Raw genomic sequence first — 15,647 nt, forward strand, 5'->3', positions numbered from 1 at the left:
GACGGTTAGTGCCATCCTACGGTGGTCCCCGCGAATCGATAAAGACGCGGATCGATAGAGACCGGGGCGGGGAACCGGGAACGTGGCAGCCCGGCGAGCCGTAAAGTCGGGGCCGGATGGTACAGCTATGGATAGAGTTGAAAGCGACAAGTTCGAGCTGCCTGCCGGTCGCCCTCCCCTGCGCGTCATCGCCGGGGAGGGGGCCCGCCGCCAGCACCGCCCGGCAAAGGACACCACCCATATGCACACGGCCATCTCCGCCCCGGTGTCCCGCCATGTCTGAGGACGTCGCGGCGGCCACCACTCTTCCCGCAACCGCCGCGGAAACCAGCCCGGACAATCCCTGGCCGCTGCAACTGCTGTCCCAAAAACTCAAGGTGCACATCGACCGTGCACCGTCGGCATGGGTCGAGGGCCAGGTCATCGAACTGAACCGGCGGGGCACCAACGCCTACCTGACGTTGCGCGACGTCGACGCGGAGATCTCCCTTCCAGCCTCCGTCTGGACCAAGGTGCTGGACCGGCAGGAGATTCCGTTGGAACGCGGCTCCCGCGTGGTGGCGCTGCTCAAGACCGAATTCTGGCTGAAGACAGGCCGATTGAACATGTCCGTGAAGGACATCCGGCCGGTGGGCCTCGGGGACCTCCTCGCCAGAATCGAGCGGCTGCGGCACGCCCTGGCCGCGGAGGGCCTGTTCTCCGAGGCCCGCAAGAAACCCTTGCCGTTGCTGCCGCACCGGATCGGCCTCATCACCGGCCGCGACTCGGACGCCAAAAAGGATGTGCTCCGCAACGCTGCCCTGCGCTGGCCCGCCGTCGAGTTTGAAATCCGGGAGGTGGCCGTCCAGGGCAACACCGCCGTGGCACAGGTTGTTGCTGCGCTGCGCGAACTGGACGCCCACCCGGTGGTGGATGTGATCGTTATCGCCCGCGGTGGCGGAGCCCTCGAGGACTTGCTGCCGTTCAGCAGCGAGGAACTCATCCGGGCGGTGTCGGCCGCTGCCACTCCGGTGGTCAGTGCCATCGGTCACGAGGCGGACAGGCCCATCCTTGACGACGTCGCGGATCTGCGCGCCTCCACCCCGACCGACGCCGCAAAACGGATCGTTCCGGACGTCGTCGAAGAGCTGGCCCGTGTGCGCCAGGCCCGGGATCAACTCCGGCGTGGCGCCACCCGGCTGGTGGAGCGCGAGGGGGACCGCCTGGCCGCGCTGCGCTCCCGCCCCGTGCTGGCCTCCCCCGAGGTCATGGTCAGCACCCGGCACGACGACGTCGAACGGCTCAAGGGCCGGTCCCGGGCCGCGGTCACCACCGCCGTCGTCCGCGCGACCGACCAATTGGCCCATTTGAAGGCCCAGGTCCGTGCACTTTCGCCGCAGAAGACCCTTGACCGGGGGTACGCGGTGGTCCAGCTGGCCGACGGCACCGCGGCTCCCGGCACCCGCCGGGACGTGGTGCGGCGCCCGGACCAGGCCCCGCCGGGCACGCCCCTGGCGGTCCGCGTTGCCGGCGGCCGGTTTAACGCCGAATCGACCGGTGGCCTGGAACCCTCCGACAAATAATTGAGAATTCCACCCGACCGGTCTTCCCCCGGGACACAGCAAGGAGCACCACGCCATGGCAGCAGAAACCACGCCCAACGCCGACATTGAGGAACTCAACTACGAGGACGCACGCGAACAGCTCGTCGGCGTCGTCAGCAAACTCGAGGCCGGCGGGGCCAGCCTCGAAGAGTCGCTGGCACTGTGGGAACGCGGGGAGGAGCTGGCCAAGCGCTGCGAAGACTGGCTGGAGGGAGCCCGCAAGCGCTTGTCCGCGGCGCGGGGGCAGGCCACGCCGGAGGGGTGATCGGCGCCGGGCCGTCAGGAACGCTCGACCAGTTCCCGCTCCATCGCCACGTCGAGGTCCGGAACCGGCCACTCCAGCTTGAGCCCTTCCAGCGCATCGAGAAGGAGCTGCTGGACCGCGATCCGGGCGTACCACTTCTTGTTGGCCGGGACCACGTGCCATGGCGCGGCGTCGGTGCCGGTCTTCTCGAAGGCCTTCTGGTAGGCAGCCATGTAGTCGCCCCAGAATGCGCGTTCCTTGAGGTCGTTGCTGCTGTATTTCCACAATTTTGCCGGCTCGTCCAGCCGTGCGAGCAGTCGTTCTTTCTGCTCGTCCCGGCTGATGTGGAGCATGACTTTGACGATTTTGGTGCCGGCGGCCGTTTGCCTGGCCTCAAATTCGTTGATTGCCGTGTACCGGCGTTCAAGTTCTTTCGGGTCGGCCCAGCGGTGGACACGGTGAATCAGGACGTCCTCGTAGTGGGACCGGTCGAAGACGCCGACCATGCCGGCAGCCGGCACTTCCTTCTCGATTCGCCAGAGGAAGTCGTAGGACTTCTCTTCCGGGGTGGGTGCCTTGAACGATTTCATCTGGACGCCGTGCGGGTTCATGGCGCCCATGACGTGCGTGACAATCCCGCCTTTGCCGGCGGTGTCCATGGCCTGCAGGATCAGCAGAATGCGTTTGGTGCCGCCGAAACGGGATTCGGCGAAAAGCTGCTCCTGCAGCTCGGCGAGGTTGTCGTCCAGGTCGGCGAGGAGAACCTCGCCGTCGTTCTTGTCCCCCGGGTAACCCGGGGTGGAATCCGGGTCCACGGCCAACAAGTCAAAGCCCTTTCCCACCTTCAGGATCTCGGCGGGGTGCTTCTTGAATCTCACGACGTCTGCCATTGCAGGCCTCTTTCCGGTTCGGGCAGCCTCCGTGCGGTCCGCCGGACGGGTGCCCGCGCCGCGCTGCTGAGCTCAGGCTAGTTCCCCTTGTACCGGCTCAGGAAGTCCGCCATGCGGTTGATTGCTTCTTCGAGGTCCTTCACCAAAGGCAGGGTGACCATCCGGAAGTGGTCCGGGCGGACCCAGTTGAACGCCCGTCCATGGGAAACCAGGATTTTCTGTTCGCGCAGCAGGTCCAGGACAAACTTTTCGTCGTCGCGGATGCGGTACACCTCGGGGTCCAGTTTGGGGAAGAGGTACATCGCTCCTCTTGCCTGCTGGGTGCTGACCCCGGGAATGGCGTTGAGCATGTCGTAGGCCTTGTTCCGCTGCTCGAGCAGGCGTCCCCCCGGGAGGATCAGGTCGTTAATGCTTTGGTACCCGCCGAGCGCCGTCTGGATGGCGTGCTGCGCCGGAACATTTGCGCACAGGCGCATGTTCGCCAGCAGGCTGATGCCCTCGAGATAGTCTGCGGCGTCCTTCTTCGGCCCGGATATCGCCATCCACCCAGCCCGGTAGCCGCAGACACGGTAGGCCTTGGACAGCCCGCTGAATGTCAGGCACAGGACGTCGTCGCCCGTCAGGCTCGCCATGTTCACGTGCACCGCGTCCTCGTAGAGGATCTTCTCGTAAATCTCGTCGGCGAACAGAACCAGTCCGTGCTTTTCGGCCAATGCCACGATCTTCTTGAGGGTCTCTTCCGGGTACACCGCGCCGGTGGGGTTGTTCGGGTTGATCACCACGATGCCCTTGGTGCGGGGCGTGATCTTGGCTTCCAGGTCCTCGAGGTCCGGTTGCCAGCCGGATTCTTCGTCGCACAAGTAGTGCACGGGGCGCCCGCTTGCCAGGGCAACGGAGGCGGTCCACAGCGGGTAGTCGGGCGTGGGAATCAGGACCTCGTCGCCGTCGTCCAGCAGCGCCATCAGCGACATGGTGATCAGCTCGCTGACGCCGTTACCCAGATAAATGTCATCGACGTGGATGTTCTGGATTCCACGGGTCTGGTAGTACTGCGAGACGGCCGTCCGGGCCGAGAAGATGCCGCGGGAGTCGCTGTACCCCTGGGCGTGCGGCAGATGGCGGATCATGTCCACAAGAATCGCGTCCGGCGCTTCAAACCCGAAAGGGGCCGGGTTCCCGATGTTCAGTTTGAGGATGCGGTGACCCTCTGCCTCCATTTGCTGGGCGGCCTGAAGAATCGGTCCACGGATGTCGTAGAGGACATTATGAAGCTTGGTGGACTGCTTGAATTCTGCCATTCATCAAATATGCCATATGGATTATGTTCTGCCGCTGAGACCCGACTCACAGGGGTGATCCGATGTCATAGGCACAACGAACGACGGCGGCTGCCGGACTCCGGTGGAATGCCAGGAGCCGGCCGCCGCCGTCATTGGTCACAAAGAACCGGTGGGTACTGTTACTTGACGATTCCCTTGTCCTTCAGCCAGGCCGCCGCAGCGTCTTTGGGATTCTGTTTCTGGCTGCCGCTGACTGCCCGGTTGAGGTTGATCAGATCCTCGGTGGTGAGGATCTTGGAGACGGCGTTCAGGGCTTCCTTCGCCTTGTCCGTCATCTTGGCCTTGTTGTACAGCGGGAGGACCTGCTGGGCGATGAAGTTGTTCTTCGGGTCCTCCAGCACGACGAGGTCGTTGTCCGCGATGGACGGAGTGGTGGTGTAAATGTCGGCCACCTGGACCTGGTCCGAGAGGAGCGCTTTGAGCGTGACAGCACCGCCACCGTCGCTGAACGGTTCCAGCTTCTTGGGTACACAGTTGTAGTTCTTTTCCAGGCCGGGCAGGCCGTAGGCGCGCTCCGCAAAGGTCGCCGGGGCGCCCACCACGATCTCGCTGCAGACCTTGGCAAGGTCCTCGAGCGACTTCAGCTGGTACTTCTCCGCTGTGGCTTTAGTGACCACCATGGCATCTTTGTCCTCGGCCTTGGCGGCATCCAGCACAGCAAGCCCCTCGGGCAGCTTGCCCGGCAGGGCCTTGTAGATGTCCTCCGCCGAGACCTCCGTGGCGTCCTTGCTGACGTGCAGCAGCAAGTTGCCGCTGTAGTCGGGAATGATGTCCACGGAGCCGTCCTGGACTGCCTTGAAGTAGACCTCGCGGGAACCAATGTTCGGCTTGGTGCTAGCCGTGACACCGGCCCCGTTCAGGGCACCGGCATAGACTTCGGCGATGATCTGGCTTTCGGGGAAGTCTGCGGATCCGATGACGAGGGCTGAGCCGGAACCGGACGTGGAGCCGCCCGAGGCCGGCGCCGTTGAGAGCGGGTCGGACGAGCCGCCGCAGGCGGACAATGCCATGGCCAGGCCTACACCGGCGGCCAGGCCGCCGAATGCGCGCCTGCCGAGTGCTTGAGGGCGGGATTCCTTCATGACGTACCTCCTTGAACAACAGTCCCCGCGGGAATGGGGTCTGTGAGATCGACCGCAGCCTGCTGGCTCCGGTTTGGCTGGGTAGAGGCCCCCCGGGAACGGAAGAGCCTCTGGATAATGACCAGGACCAAGTCAACTGCGATCGCCAGTGCGGCGATGAGCAGGGACCCGCCCAGCATCTGGGGGAAGTCAGACAGCACGAGCCCGTCGAACAGGTACCTGCCGAGGCCGCCCAGATTGATGTACGCCACCACGGAGACCGTGGCGATCGCCTGGAGCACACCGGTCCGGAAACCGCCATACATGACGGGCAGCGCGTTGGGGAACTCGGCGCGGAAGAGCACCTGGAGTTCGGTCATGCCCATGGCCCGGGCGGCGTCGACGAGGTTCCGGTCCACGCTGGAGATGCCGGCGTAGGTGCCGGCCAGCAGCGGCGGGACGGTCAGGATCACCAGGGCCCAGATCGGCGGCATGAGCCCAATGCCGGCCAGGAGGACGAAGAGCGTCAGCAGGCCAAGGGTCGGCAGTGCCCGCAGGGCACCTGCAAGGGCCACGACGGCCACCCGGCCGCGGCCGGTGTGTCCCACGAACAGGCCGATGGGAACGGCGATGGCGGTGGCGATCAGCATGACGAGACCGGTATAGAGAAGGTGCTCGGCGATCCGCTCGGGGATTCCGGTGCTGCCGGACCAGTGCTCCGGATCGCCCAACCAGGCGAAGGTGTCGGTGACGACGTTGCTCATGCGTTGCCCCCTCCGGTCTTGGGCTGCGCAAGCCTCGCCGCGGCGGCAGCTGTTCCTTGCGAGCCGCGGCCGTCGGTATCAGCGTCGGTGCCTGCGCCGGCACCACTGGCTGTCCCCGGTCCGGTGCCGCGGGCGGCCGTGGCGCGGGTCCAGGGCGTGAGCACCCGCTCCAGGAGCACCAGTACGGCGTCCATGAGGAGGGCGAGGATGAGGATGGCGATGATGCCCACCATCACTTCGGTGACGAAGTCGCGCTGCAGGCCCGAGGTGAACAGCATTCCCAGGTTGCCGATGCCGAGCAGGGCCGCGACACTGACCAACGAGATGTTGCTGACGGACACCACCCGCAGCCCGGCGAAAAGCACCGGCAGTGAGAGCGGAAGATCAATCTGCAGGAAGCGGGCGAAAGGCTTGAATCCCATGGCAACGGCGGCTTGGCGGAGGTCTTCATCCACAGAATCAAAGGCATCGAGGGTTGCCCGCACCAGGAGGGCGACGGCGTAGATGGTCAGGGCAACCACCACGTTGGCGGGGTCGAGGATCCGGGTTCCCAGGACGGTCGGCAGGATGATGAAGAGTGCCAGGGACGGGATGGTGTAGAGCAGCGAGGACGCTGTCAGGACTATCGAGCGGAGGCCGCGGTTCTGCCGGGCGAACTGGGCCAGGGGTATGGCGATCAGCACCCCGAACACCATCGGCAGGATGGCCAGGATGAGGTGTTGGCCGGCGAGGCTGAAGACCCGCGCGCTGTTGGCCAGAAACCATTCCATCTAAACGCCCTGGCGGACGTGGCGGTCCGATGCGATGACGGCGAGGACTTCCTCGGCGGTGATAACACCCGCCACCTGGCCGTCGGCGTCCACGGCCACGCCCAGGCCCGATGGCGACGACAGGGCCGCATCGAGGGCCCGGCGGAGCGTGTCGCCCTTACGGAACAGGGATCCGCCGGGAACCGTCCCGGAGTCATCACCCGGACCGGACCAGCCGAGCGGACGCAGGGCGTCATCGACCACAAGCTGCCATTCACCGGAGACGTTGCCGCCCTGCTGGAGTTCGCCGGGGGTGATGGTCCGGGCCGGGTGCACCGTGACGCCGTCGGACGCACTGAACGCGAGGTGCCGGAAACCGCGGTCCCGGCCCACGAAGGATGCCACGAAGTCGCTGGCCGGGGCCCGCAGGATTTCTTCGGGGGTGGCGTACTGCGCCAGCCGCCCGCCGACGCCGAACACCGCCACCTTGTCCCCGAGCACCGTGGCCTCATCGATGTCATGGGTGACAAAGACGATGGTCTTGGCGAGGTCCCGCTGGAGCCGGAGGAGCTCTTGTTGGAGTTCATCACGGACCACGGGATCCACGGCACTGAAGGGTTCGTCCATGAGCAGCACAGGCGGATCCGCGGCGAGCGCCCGGGCCACCCCGACCCGCTGCTGTTGGCCGCCGGACAGCTGCGCGGGATACCGTTTCCCCAGCGCGGAGGCCAGTCCGACGACGTCGAGCAGTTCCTGCGCCCGCTTCCGCGCATCGGCTTTGGACACCCCGTTGAGCCGCGGCACCGTGGCAATGTTGTCCAGAACGGAGCGGTGCGGCATCAGTCCGGAGGATTGCATGACGTAGCCCATGGAACGCCGCAATTTCGCGGCGGGCACCGAGGTGACGTCCTGGCCGTCCACGGTGATGGCCCCGGACGTCGGCTCGACCATGCGGTTGATCATCCGCAGGGAGGTGGTCTTGCCACACCCGGAGGGGCCGACGAAAACCGTGATGGCCCCTTTGTCGATGGACATGGTGAGGTCGTCGACGGCGGCCTGGCCGCCCTGGTACTGCTTGGTGACGTTCTGGAACTCGATCATGGCTTCAGCCATTTCCGGGCTTACCTATTCTGTTGGCGGCAACATCGGACGGTCCAGCCAACTGATCATATGCATCCTGATTTTTGGCTGTAAAGCGGGTAGGACCCAGCGTAGCCAGCGCCGACGACAAAGTCAGTGACATAGTCATCGGCGCCGCGGCTGACTTAGTCATTCGTAGGAAGGACGGTTTTGGATGGGTGCTGCACGGGAATTTTTCCTTTCAGCACCCATCCGACCCCTGCGGCGATGCCCAGCATGCACCGCCGGGTCATATTGCACCCCTTTCATCGGCAGGGGCGCGCCGCCAATGCCGCCGCGTTGGGACGTCGCACGGGTCAGCGGGTCCGGCGTGTGCCGCCGCCCTTCGCGCCTTTCCGTTCAGCCTTATGGTGGCTGTCCCTTTCTGCCGCCCGCTGGCTCTTTCCGGCGGCAGAAATTTGTTGCTGCCACTGCCGGGCATGGGCGCGGCTGGCGGCAGCGTCGTGCCGGCGGGCCACGGCGGCGAGCTCACGCTGGAGCTTAAGGTAGCTGGACCATCGCCGGTCATCGAGGGATCCAGCCGAGAGGGCGGCCTGCACGGCGCAACCGGGTTCGCTGCCGTGGGCGCAGTTCGAGAACCGGCACCGCCCAAGGAGATCCTCCAGATCACCAAACATCTCCGCCATCCCCCCGTCGGCGTCGAAGAGCCCGAAGCCGCGCACCCCCGGGGTGTCCATCAGGACGGCTCCGCCGGGTAGTGCCACCAGTTCGCGTGAGGTGGTGGTGTGCTTGCCCTTGCCGTCGCCGGACCGGACTGCTCCGGTTTCCTGGACCTCGAGGCCGGCGAGGGCGTTAATGAGGGTGGATTTGCCGGCCCCCGAGGGGCCCAGCAGCACCAGGGTGCCGGCGGCCGGAACGTGCCCCAGCAGCTCGACGAGGCCGTCGCGCTGCTCCGCGGAGGTGGTGACTACCCCCACCCCCGCGGCCTGCAGGATGACCTTGCCGACGACGTCGTCCGCGGCGCCTGCCAGGTCCGCTTTCGTGATGATGACCAGCGGCGTGGCTCCCGACTCCCACGCCGCGACGAGTGTGCGTTCGAGGCGGTTGTGGGTCAGCGGCCGGTCCACGGGCACGACGATGCCGACGACATCGATGTTGGCGCCGAGTACTTGGACCTCCGATGAAGCCTCGAACGCGCGTTTGCGGCTCAGCTGCGAATGCCGCGGCAGAATCCCCGTCACGGCAGGCTCCCCGGCGGCGTTGGAACCCAGCCAGACCCAGTCTCCGGTGACGGGCACCTCCCCGGAGGCAGGGTAGGGCACATGGAGGGTGGCGTCCGGGCCGGCAACGAGGACCAGGTTGCGGTCCACACGGACCACCCGGCCCGCGCCGGTGCCGCCCGGATCAGGGTGCGCCGCGAACCGCGCGGCCACGGCGGGGGTATAGCCGTAGGCTGTGGGACCCGCGGGAAGGTTTTGAGTGCCGGGGTGGGGGGCACCCTCGGCGCCCGGATATGCAGATGTAGGAATCAACGAAAACCCTTTGATGGGCCCCGGTACACGTGCCGGGCTGCGGGTTCTCTGGAACCTCGCAGCGGGACGGCTTAGTGGGTGCTGCTGGCCGGGGCAGGAATAATGGATGCTTGAGTGGCGGTGCGCAAGGCGCACAGGACTGTTGCAGTCATCGTTTCCACCTCCCCGTTTTTCGTTGCCGGCCGTACCGTCGGTTGTGTTGCCGGTCCCAGAATAGCCGGGCTCCCCCGGCCTGGCTAGCAAACCGTCAGGAAAGTTTGCCGTTACGTGGCCGCTCCCGGTGCAGCCTTAGCGCGGCGTCGACGAGCGAAACCTTGTTCAGCCCGGCCACGTCGGCCAGCGGGATCCAGGCCGCGTGGGTGGTGCTGCCGTCCACTTCATGCCGCAACTCCCCGCCCGTGATGGTCCCCTCGTAGACCAGACGGAGGGACTGGAAATCCCGTTCACCGCCGTCGATCCGGATTTCCGCCGGCCAGTGCCCGACGTCGATCCCCAGCATCGCGCCGACCTCCGCCGTATACCCGGTCTCCTCATAAACCTCCCGGATGCAGCCGTCCACCGGGTGCTCGGCGAGGTCAAGCCCGCCGCCTGGCAGGGTCCAGCCCTCCTTCCCGCCCTGCTTCCAGTACGCCAGGAGGATGGCGCCGTCGCGGACGATGACCGCGTAGGCAGCGGGGCGGGTGTCGAAGTTCAGGCTCATGGCTCCAGCGTACTGGCCGCGGACCGGCTTGATGGCCGCCGGCTTTAGCGGCCGCCTGCCCGGGTCAGTCCTGCTCGGCCACGAGTTGGAGAACCCCGAAGACCGGGTCCTGCTCCAGAACGCGGACGTCGGTGATTCCCGCGGCCGCCAGTGCGGTGCGGAAGGCTTCCTGCAGGCGGGGAACGTTCATGCCCAGGCCGCTGCCCAGAATCACCGGCCCGTCGATGCCGAGCTGCCGGACTGTCTGCTCCGCCAGGGCTGCCAGGTCCCGCCCGGCCTGGTCCACGAGCTCCTGGCTGGCGCCGTGGCCGGCGGAGGCCGCGTCGACCACGAGCCGCGCCCGCTCAGCCCAGTACCGCCGCCCGGTCTTCGGCGAATGGAACAACGCGATCAGCTTGTTGGGGTCATCGACACCGCAGGAAGCCAGCAAGGCCGAGGTGAGTTCGTCCGGTTCCAACCCCTGGTTCATCCGGCGCAGGCTGTGGCGGACCGCTTCGCGGCCCAGCCAGTACCCGCTGCCTTCATCGCCCAGCAGGTAACCCCAGCCGCCGGCACGGGCCTCCCCGCCCAGGCTGTTCCTGCCCCACGCTGCCGATCCCGTTCCGCCGATGACAGCGACGCCGGTGCTGGCGCCACCGGCAGCCAGCAGGAGCCGCGAGTCGTGGACCACGGTGATCCGGGCGCCTGGAACGTGCGGCGCGATTAGCGCGGCCAGTGCTGCGGCGTCCTCTGCTGTGTCGATGCCTCCGGCGCCCGCGTAGACCCGCGAGATCTTTCCGCCGCCGATCCGGGCGAAGAGCTCTGCGAGGTTCCGGGCCGCGTCCTCGCGGCTGACGTTCTGGACGTTGGAGCTGCCGACGGATTCGTCGGCCACAGCGTGGCCGTCTTCGAAGCGGACGCCGCGCGTCTTGGTTCCGCCGATGTCGAGGCCGATGACCGGCCCGGCGGGGGGTGCGGGCGGGGAAACGGGGTCCGCCGCCGGAATGTCAGAATGAGTCACCGGACCAGCCTACTGAATTCCCACCAGGAGCGAGCCATGTCGCATGAACTCTTCGGCACCCGCATCATCGCCGCGCCCATGGCCGGCGGCACGTCCACTCCGGCCTTCGTCCGGGCCGTGTCGGACGCCGGCGGCCTGGGCTTCCTCGCCGCCGGCTACAAGAGCGTGGAGGCCATGGCGGCGGAAATCCGGGGCGTCCGCGCTTCCGGGGCGCGTTTTGGCGTGAACGTCTTTGTTCCCGATCCCGCCCAGCTGCCGCCGCCGGCCGCCACGGTGGCGCGGCTGGAGACCTACCGGAGGCAGCTGAGCAGGGATGCCCTGCGGCTGCAGGTGGAGGTCCCGCCGCTGCGCCTCGACGACGACGACCAGTGGCCGGGCAAGATGACGGCCCTGCTGGCTGACCCGGTGGAACTGGTCAGTTTTACCTTCGGCCTGCCAGGCGCCGATGGCGTGCGTGCGCTGCAGCGGGCTGGTTCGGCAGTGCTGGCCACGGTGACGACGGTAGCCGAGGCGCTGGCGGCCGCCGGGCAGGGAGTGGATGCGCTGGTGGTCCAGCATGACAGCGCAGGCGGCCACAGCGCGGCCTTCCTGCCGACCACAACGGGGCACGGCAGCAGTTCCGGGTCCGGCCACGGTCCGGGCCACGAGGTCAGCCGGCCGCTCTCGACGGCGGAGCTGGTCGCGGCGGTGCGGTCCGCCGTCGGGCTCCCGCTGGTGGCTGCCGGTGGAGTGATGGACCGGGCCGGGGTGGAAGAGGTGCTGGCCGCAGGCGCCCAGGCAGCCCAGCTGGGCACCGCGTTCCTGCGCACTTCCGAGAGTGGGGCCCGGCAGCTGCACAAGGATGCCCTCGCCAGTCCACGCTTCACCCGGACGGCCCTGACCCCGGCCTTCACCGGGCGCCAGGCCCGTGCGCTGGCCAACGCGTTTGTCCGGGACCATCCCGACGCGCCGGAGTCGTACCCCGCCGTGCATCACCTCACCGCCCCGCTGCGCGCAGCCGCGGCCGCTGCCGGGGACGCGGAGCGGCTGAACCTCTGGGCCGGAACGGGCTGGCAGCGGGCGCGGGCCGGATCCGTCGCGGAAGTCCTGGCGGAACTGCTGGACTGAGAGCCCGATACGCGGCGGTTTCACGTGCCCGAGCGGCCGCGGACAAACCCGGCAAGCAGGTCCGGGCCCTCGCTGAGCACCAGCTCCCGGAACAGCCGCACGGGGGGCGGTTCGGCGTCGACTCCCCCACGCCGTTCCCGCCAGGCCAGGCCGATCTCCCGGAACGCCAGGGCTGAATCCAGGGCGAGTTCCACCCACCCAAGGTCCCCGGAGTCCCCGGGCGTGTGGCGGCCGGGAGCCGAACCGCCGGGCGGAAGGATGCTCACGCCGAGTCCTGCCGAGACGAGTCCCCGGGCCGTGTGCGAATCCTGGCTTTCGAAGGCAATGCGGGGCCGGAAGCCTGCTTCCCGGAACAAGGCGTCGGTCAGCGAGCGCATGCCGTAGCCGGAGCCCATGGCTACGAACGGCTCGTGCCGGATCTGCGTAAGGCTGGCCCGGCGGTGCTTGGCGAGCGGATGCCGGTGGTGGACCACCAGCCGCAGCGGCTCCCGGTACAGGGCCGCTGCGCAGATCAAACGGCTTGGCGCCGCCACAGGTGCTGTCAGGGCCAGGTCCGCGTCCCCGGCGGCGAGTTCTGCGAGGCAGCCGTCCCGGGCACCCTGGCTGAGGTGGAAGGCCGGCTGGGGATGCCGGCGGCGGAACGCGCTGATCAGCAGCGGCAGCATGGCCTCACCGAACGTGTGCTGAAAGGACACGGAGATCCGGCCCCGCACCACCTCGGATTCGTGCCGGACCAGGTCCAGCCCGGACTGGAATTCCGCCAGGGCGGCTTCGACGTGCGGCAGGAGCGTCTTGGCCGCCGGCGTCAGGCGTACGCCGCGGCCGTCGCGAAGGAGCAGTTCCGTTCCGAGGATGCTGCTGGCTCTGGCGATTCCCCGGCTGACCGTCGATTGGGGCAGCCCCAGCACCGCGGCAGTTTCGGTGATGTGCTGGGTTCGTCCGAGCTCGGCCAGGAGGGGCAGCAGCGGCAGCAACTGGACGAGCTGCTTATGCTCCGCCTCCATGGCCCCGTCCTCCGTATCGTTCCATATTTGCCATCAATCCTATGAGAATCATGCATTGGAAGCATGTCTGATGGAAGCCTACTCTGGGGGAATGACCCGGCCCCCGCAACGCCAGCTCCGCGCCCCCGCCTGGACCGGCGCAGATCCTGCCGCCGAACACGGCACGGCCCGGAAAGCGGCTGTCTGGCCCGGGCACACCAAGGGCTCTGCTGCCTACCGGAAGATTCTCGCCGGCCTGGCGTTTGCCGGCGTCGCCACCTTCGCCCAGTTGTATGCCACCCAGGCTGTCCTGCCGATGATGGCGGCCGAACTGCAGGTGAGCGCGGCGGAGGCGGCCCTGACCATTTCGCTGGCCACCGTGGGCCTTGCCGCGACGGTGCTTCCGTGGTCCTTCCTGGCTGACCGCATCGGCCGTGTCCGGGCCATGATGTGGGGCATCTCGGCCGCGACGGCCCTGGGCTTGCTGGTGCCGCTCGCCGCGAGCTTCCCAATGCTGCTGGGCCTGCGGATGCTTGAGGGCATGGCCCTGGGCGGCATTCCGGCCATTGCCATCGCTTACCTCAACGAGGAGGTCAACAAGGCCCATGCCGCGCTGGCGGCCGGAACCTACGTCGCCGGCACTACCCTGGGCGGACTTGCAGGCCGGCTGGTGGCCGGCTTTGTGGGCGAGCTCTGGGGGTGGCGGGCCGCGACCCTGGCCGTCTCGGTTCTGGCCGCGGCAGCAGCCGTCCTGTTCCTGTTCCTGGTTCCTCCGGCCAGGGGCTTCACGGCGGCGGCGGCCAGCGGGTTCCGCGGCGCGCTCCGGACGCTGGCGGGCCACAGCCGGAACCCCCGGTTGCTGGCCCTCTATATCCAGGCGTTCCTGCTGATGGGCGGCTTCGTGGCGGTGTACAACTACCTGGGCTTCCGGCTCGCTGGGAAACCCTTCAACCTGCCGGCCACCGCGATTAGCCTGATCTTCCTGGCATACCTCTCCGGAACGGTCACCTCGCGCTGGGCCGGCGGCCTGACGGCACGGTTCGGGCGGCGGACGGTGTCGATTGCAGGAACACTGCTGATGGTGGCCGGGCTGGCGCTGACGCTGACCCACTTGCTGGTGCTCATCCTGCTGGGCCTGCTGCTGTTCACCGGCGGTTTTTTCGCGGCGCACAGCATCGGCGCCGGCTGGACCGGCGGAATCGCAACGTCCGGCAGGGCGCAGGCGGCCTCGCTCTACAATCTCGCGTACTACCTCGGTTCCAGCGTCATTGGCTGGGCCGGCGGACTGGTGTTCCAGTCGCTGGGCTGGACGGCTCTGGCCCTGAGCGTGATCGGGCTTGCGGGAACGACGGCGGTGATCACCGCCGTCGTTCATCCGCCCCGGACGGTGGCTCCCGCGGCTGCCAGTGGCGCAAGGCCCCGTTAGCGGGTGGTCTCGATGGCTTGGACGAGGTCGGCGACGATGTCGGCCGGGTCTTCCAGGCCCACCGAGACCCGCAGCAGGCCGGCGTGGGGTTTGGCGCCGGCAGCCACCGGCCGGTGGGTCAGCCCCGCCGGGTGCTGGATCAGGGTGTCGATGCCGCCGAGGGAGACCGCATGCGTGATCATGCCGACGGCCCCGGGAGTCCGCCCGGCATGTTCTGCGCTGCCCAGTTCGAAGGCGATGAGGGAGCCGGGACCGGCCATCTGGGTTCCGACCAGCCCGTGCGGATCGCATTCCGGCAGTCCCGGGTAAAAGACGCGCCGCACCAGTCCGTGCCCGGCCAGGGCGGAAGCCACCTTTTGGGCGCTGGCTTGCTGGGCGCGCACCCGGACCGGCAGAGTGGCCAAGCCGCGGTGGAGCAGGTAGGCCGGCCAGGGGGTGAGGATGCCGCCGGTGACAGCCCGGATCCGGCGCAGCCGTGTGGTCCACTCGGGGGCTGCAGCCACCACTCCGCCCATGGCGTCCCCGTGTCCGCCGAGGAACTTGGTGGCACTGTGCAGCACCATGGCGGCGCCGTGCCGGAACGGCTGCTGCAGGATTGGGCTGGCGAAGGTGTTGTCCACCAGGAGCGGCACGCCGTCCGCCGCCGCAGCAACGCCGGCAATGTCGACCAGCTCCAGGCTCGGGTTGGCCGGTGTCTCAAGAATTACCAGTCCGGTGTCGGGCCGGAGCGCAGCATGGACGCCCGCCGGCGTGGTGAACGTGACCTCGTTGCCGAGCAACCCCGCGGCCAGCAGATAATCACTTCCGCCGTAGAGCGGCCGCACCGCCACGACATGCTTCTTTCCGGTGGAAACGACGGCGAGCAGCACCGCGCTGAGCGCGGCCATACCCGTGGCGAATGCCACCGCCTCGGGGGTGTCCTCGAGGACGGCGACGCCCTCCTCGAAGCGGGCAACGGTCGGGTTCCAGAGCCGCTGGTAGACGGTGCTCTGGCCCTCCTCGTGGGAGCCGCCGGTGGCAAGGTGTTCGTAGGCGAGGCCGCCGTCGTGCACGGAGGGAAGCGGGGCCGTGGTGGAGAGATCGATGGGCACCGCGTGGACGCCCAGATCTGTGAGGCCGGTCCGGCCGGCATGGACTGCCAACGAATCCTGTGAAAGCACCGTTACTCCTTATGAATATTCACCGTTG

The 15,647-nt window shown here is 67.7% G+C and carries 16 protein-coding genes; 5 read left to right on the forward strand and 11 right to left on the reverse strand.

The genetic code is table 11. The features are described 5' to 3' along the window. Positions 1 to 127 precede the first annotated feature (127 nt). Genes VUN84_13250 through VUN84_13260 form a run of 3 tightly spaced genes read left to right on the forward strand, consistent with a single transcriptional unit; the run spans position 128 to position 1,848 of the window. The gene (locus VUN84_13250) at positions 128 to 283 is read left to right on the forward strand and encodes a hypothetical protein (protein XAS63259.1); all 156 of its coding nucleotides are present in this window, start codon (positions 128 to 130) and stop codon (positions 281 to 283) included. After that, a complete protein-coding gene (gene xseA, locus VUN84_13255) occupies positions 276 to 1,562 on the forward strand; it encodes an exodeoxyribonuclease VII large subunit (GenBank protein ID XAS63260.1) in 1,287 nt (428 codons plus the stop codon). Before VUN84_13250 ends, xseA begins: the two co-directional genes overlap by 8 nt. A 55-nt stretch (positions 1,563 to 1,617) precedes the next feature. Further along, on the forward strand, positions 1,618 to 1,848 hold the full coding sequence (locus VUN84_13260) for an exodeoxyribonuclease VII small subunit (protein ID XAS63261.1): 231 nt from the start codon (positions 1,618 to 1,620) through the stop codon (positions 1,846 to 1,848). A 14-nt stretch (positions 1,849 to 1,862) separates the two neighbouring features. Here VUN84_13260 and VUN84_13265 read toward each other — a convergent pair whose 3' ends face one another. From VUN84_13265 to VUN84_13305, 9 genes are all read right to left on the reverse strand, one after another. Then, positions 1,863 to 2,717 carry a polyphosphate kinase 2 family protein gene (locus tag VUN84_13265; protein XAS63262.1) on the reverse strand — a complete coding sequence of 285 codons (855 nt, stop codon included), beginning with the start codon at positions 2,715 to 2,717 and terminating at the stop codon, positions 1,863 to 1,865. Between the two features lie 77 nt (positions 2,718 to 2,794). Next, positions 2,795 to 4,015 (reverse strand): pyridoxal phosphate-dependent aminotransferase, encoded by a 1,221-nt coding sequence (locus VUN84_13270; GenBank protein ID XAS63263.1) that lies wholly within the window; start codon positions 4,013 to 4,015, stop codon positions 2,795 to 2,797. 161 nt (positions 4,016 to 4,176) lie between these two features. Continuing rightward, positions 4,177 to 5,139, reverse strand: coding sequence for an ABC transporter substrate-binding protein (locus VUN84_13275; GenBank protein XAS63264.1), 963 nt, complete (start codon positions 5,137 to 5,139; stop codon positions 4,177 to 4,179). Then, entirely contained in the window at positions 5,136 to 5,882 is a 747-nt protein-coding gene (locus VUN84_13280) for an ABC transporter permease (GenBank protein ID XAS63265.1), read from the reverse strand. Before VUN84_13280 ends, VUN84_13275 begins: the two co-directional genes overlap by 4 nt. Beyond that, entirely contained in the window at positions 5,879 to 6,652 is a 774-nt protein-coding gene (locus tag VUN84_13285; GenBank protein XAS63266.1) for an ABC transporter permease, read from the reverse strand. Before VUN84_13285 ends, VUN84_13280 begins: the two co-directional genes overlap by 4 nt. Continuing rightward, entirely contained in the window at positions 6,653 to 7,744 is a 1,092-nt protein-coding gene (locus tag VUN84_13290) for an ABC transporter ATP-binding protein (GenBank protein ID XAS63267.1), read from the reverse strand. Positions 7,745 to 8,067: 323 nt separating this feature from the next. After that, on the reverse strand, positions 8,068 to 9,144 hold the full coding sequence (gene rsgA / locus VUN84_13295) for a ribosome small subunit-dependent GTPase A (GenBank protein ID XAS65860.1): 1,077 nt from the start codon (positions 9,142 to 9,144) through the stop codon (positions 8,068 to 8,070). A gap of 346 nt (positions 9,145 to 9,490) precedes the next feature. Further along, a complete protein-coding gene (locus VUN84_13300) occupies positions 9,491 to 9,943 on the reverse strand; it encodes an NUDIX hydrolase (protein XAS63268.1) in 453 nt (150 codons plus the stop codon). 64 nt (positions 9,944 to 10,007) lie between these two features. Next, on the reverse strand, positions 10,008 to 10,928 hold the full coding sequence (locus VUN84_13305) for a BadF/BadG/BcrA/BcrD ATPase family protein (GenBank protein ID XAS65861.1): 921 nt from the start codon (positions 10,926 to 10,928) through the stop codon (positions 10,008 to 10,010). Between the two features lie 51 nt (positions 10,929 to 10,979). Here VUN84_13305 and VUN84_13310 point away from each other — a divergent pair, with 51 nt between their 5' ends. Then, positions 10,980 to 12,050, forward strand: coding sequence for a nitronate monooxygenase (locus VUN84_13310; protein ID XAS63269.1), 1,071 nt, complete (start codon positions 10,980 to 10,982; stop codon positions 12,048 to 12,050). Between the two features lie 20 nt (positions 12,051 to 12,070). On the opposite strand, the gene VUN84_13315 is transcribed toward VUN84_13310, so the two are convergent. Beyond that, entirely contained in the window at positions 12,071 to 13,054 is a 984-nt protein-coding gene (locus tag VUN84_13315; GenBank protein XAS63270.1) for a LysR family transcriptional regulator, read from the reverse strand. 91 nt (positions 13,055 to 13,145) lie between these two features. Between VUN84_13315 and VUN84_13320 the strand changes: the two genes are divergently transcribed. Then, entirely contained in the window at positions 13,146 to 14,459 is a 1,314-nt protein-coding gene (locus VUN84_13320; protein XAS63271.1) for an MFS transporter, read from the forward strand. On the opposite strand, the gene VUN84_13325 is transcribed toward VUN84_13320, so the two are convergent. Beyond that, entirely contained in the window at positions 14,456 to 15,619 is a 1,164-nt protein-coding gene (locus VUN84_13325; GenBank protein XAS63272.1) for a PLP-dependent aspartate aminotransferase family protein, read from the reverse strand. The genes VUN84_13320 and VUN84_13325 overlap by 4 nt on opposite strands. Positions 15,620 to 15,647 lie beyond the last annotated feature (28 nt).

The sequence above is a fragment of the Micrococcaceae bacterium Sec5.8 genome, from assembly GCA_039636775.1.
GTDB lineage: Bacteria > Actinomycetota > Actinomycetes > Actinomycetales > Micrococcaceae > Arthrobacter.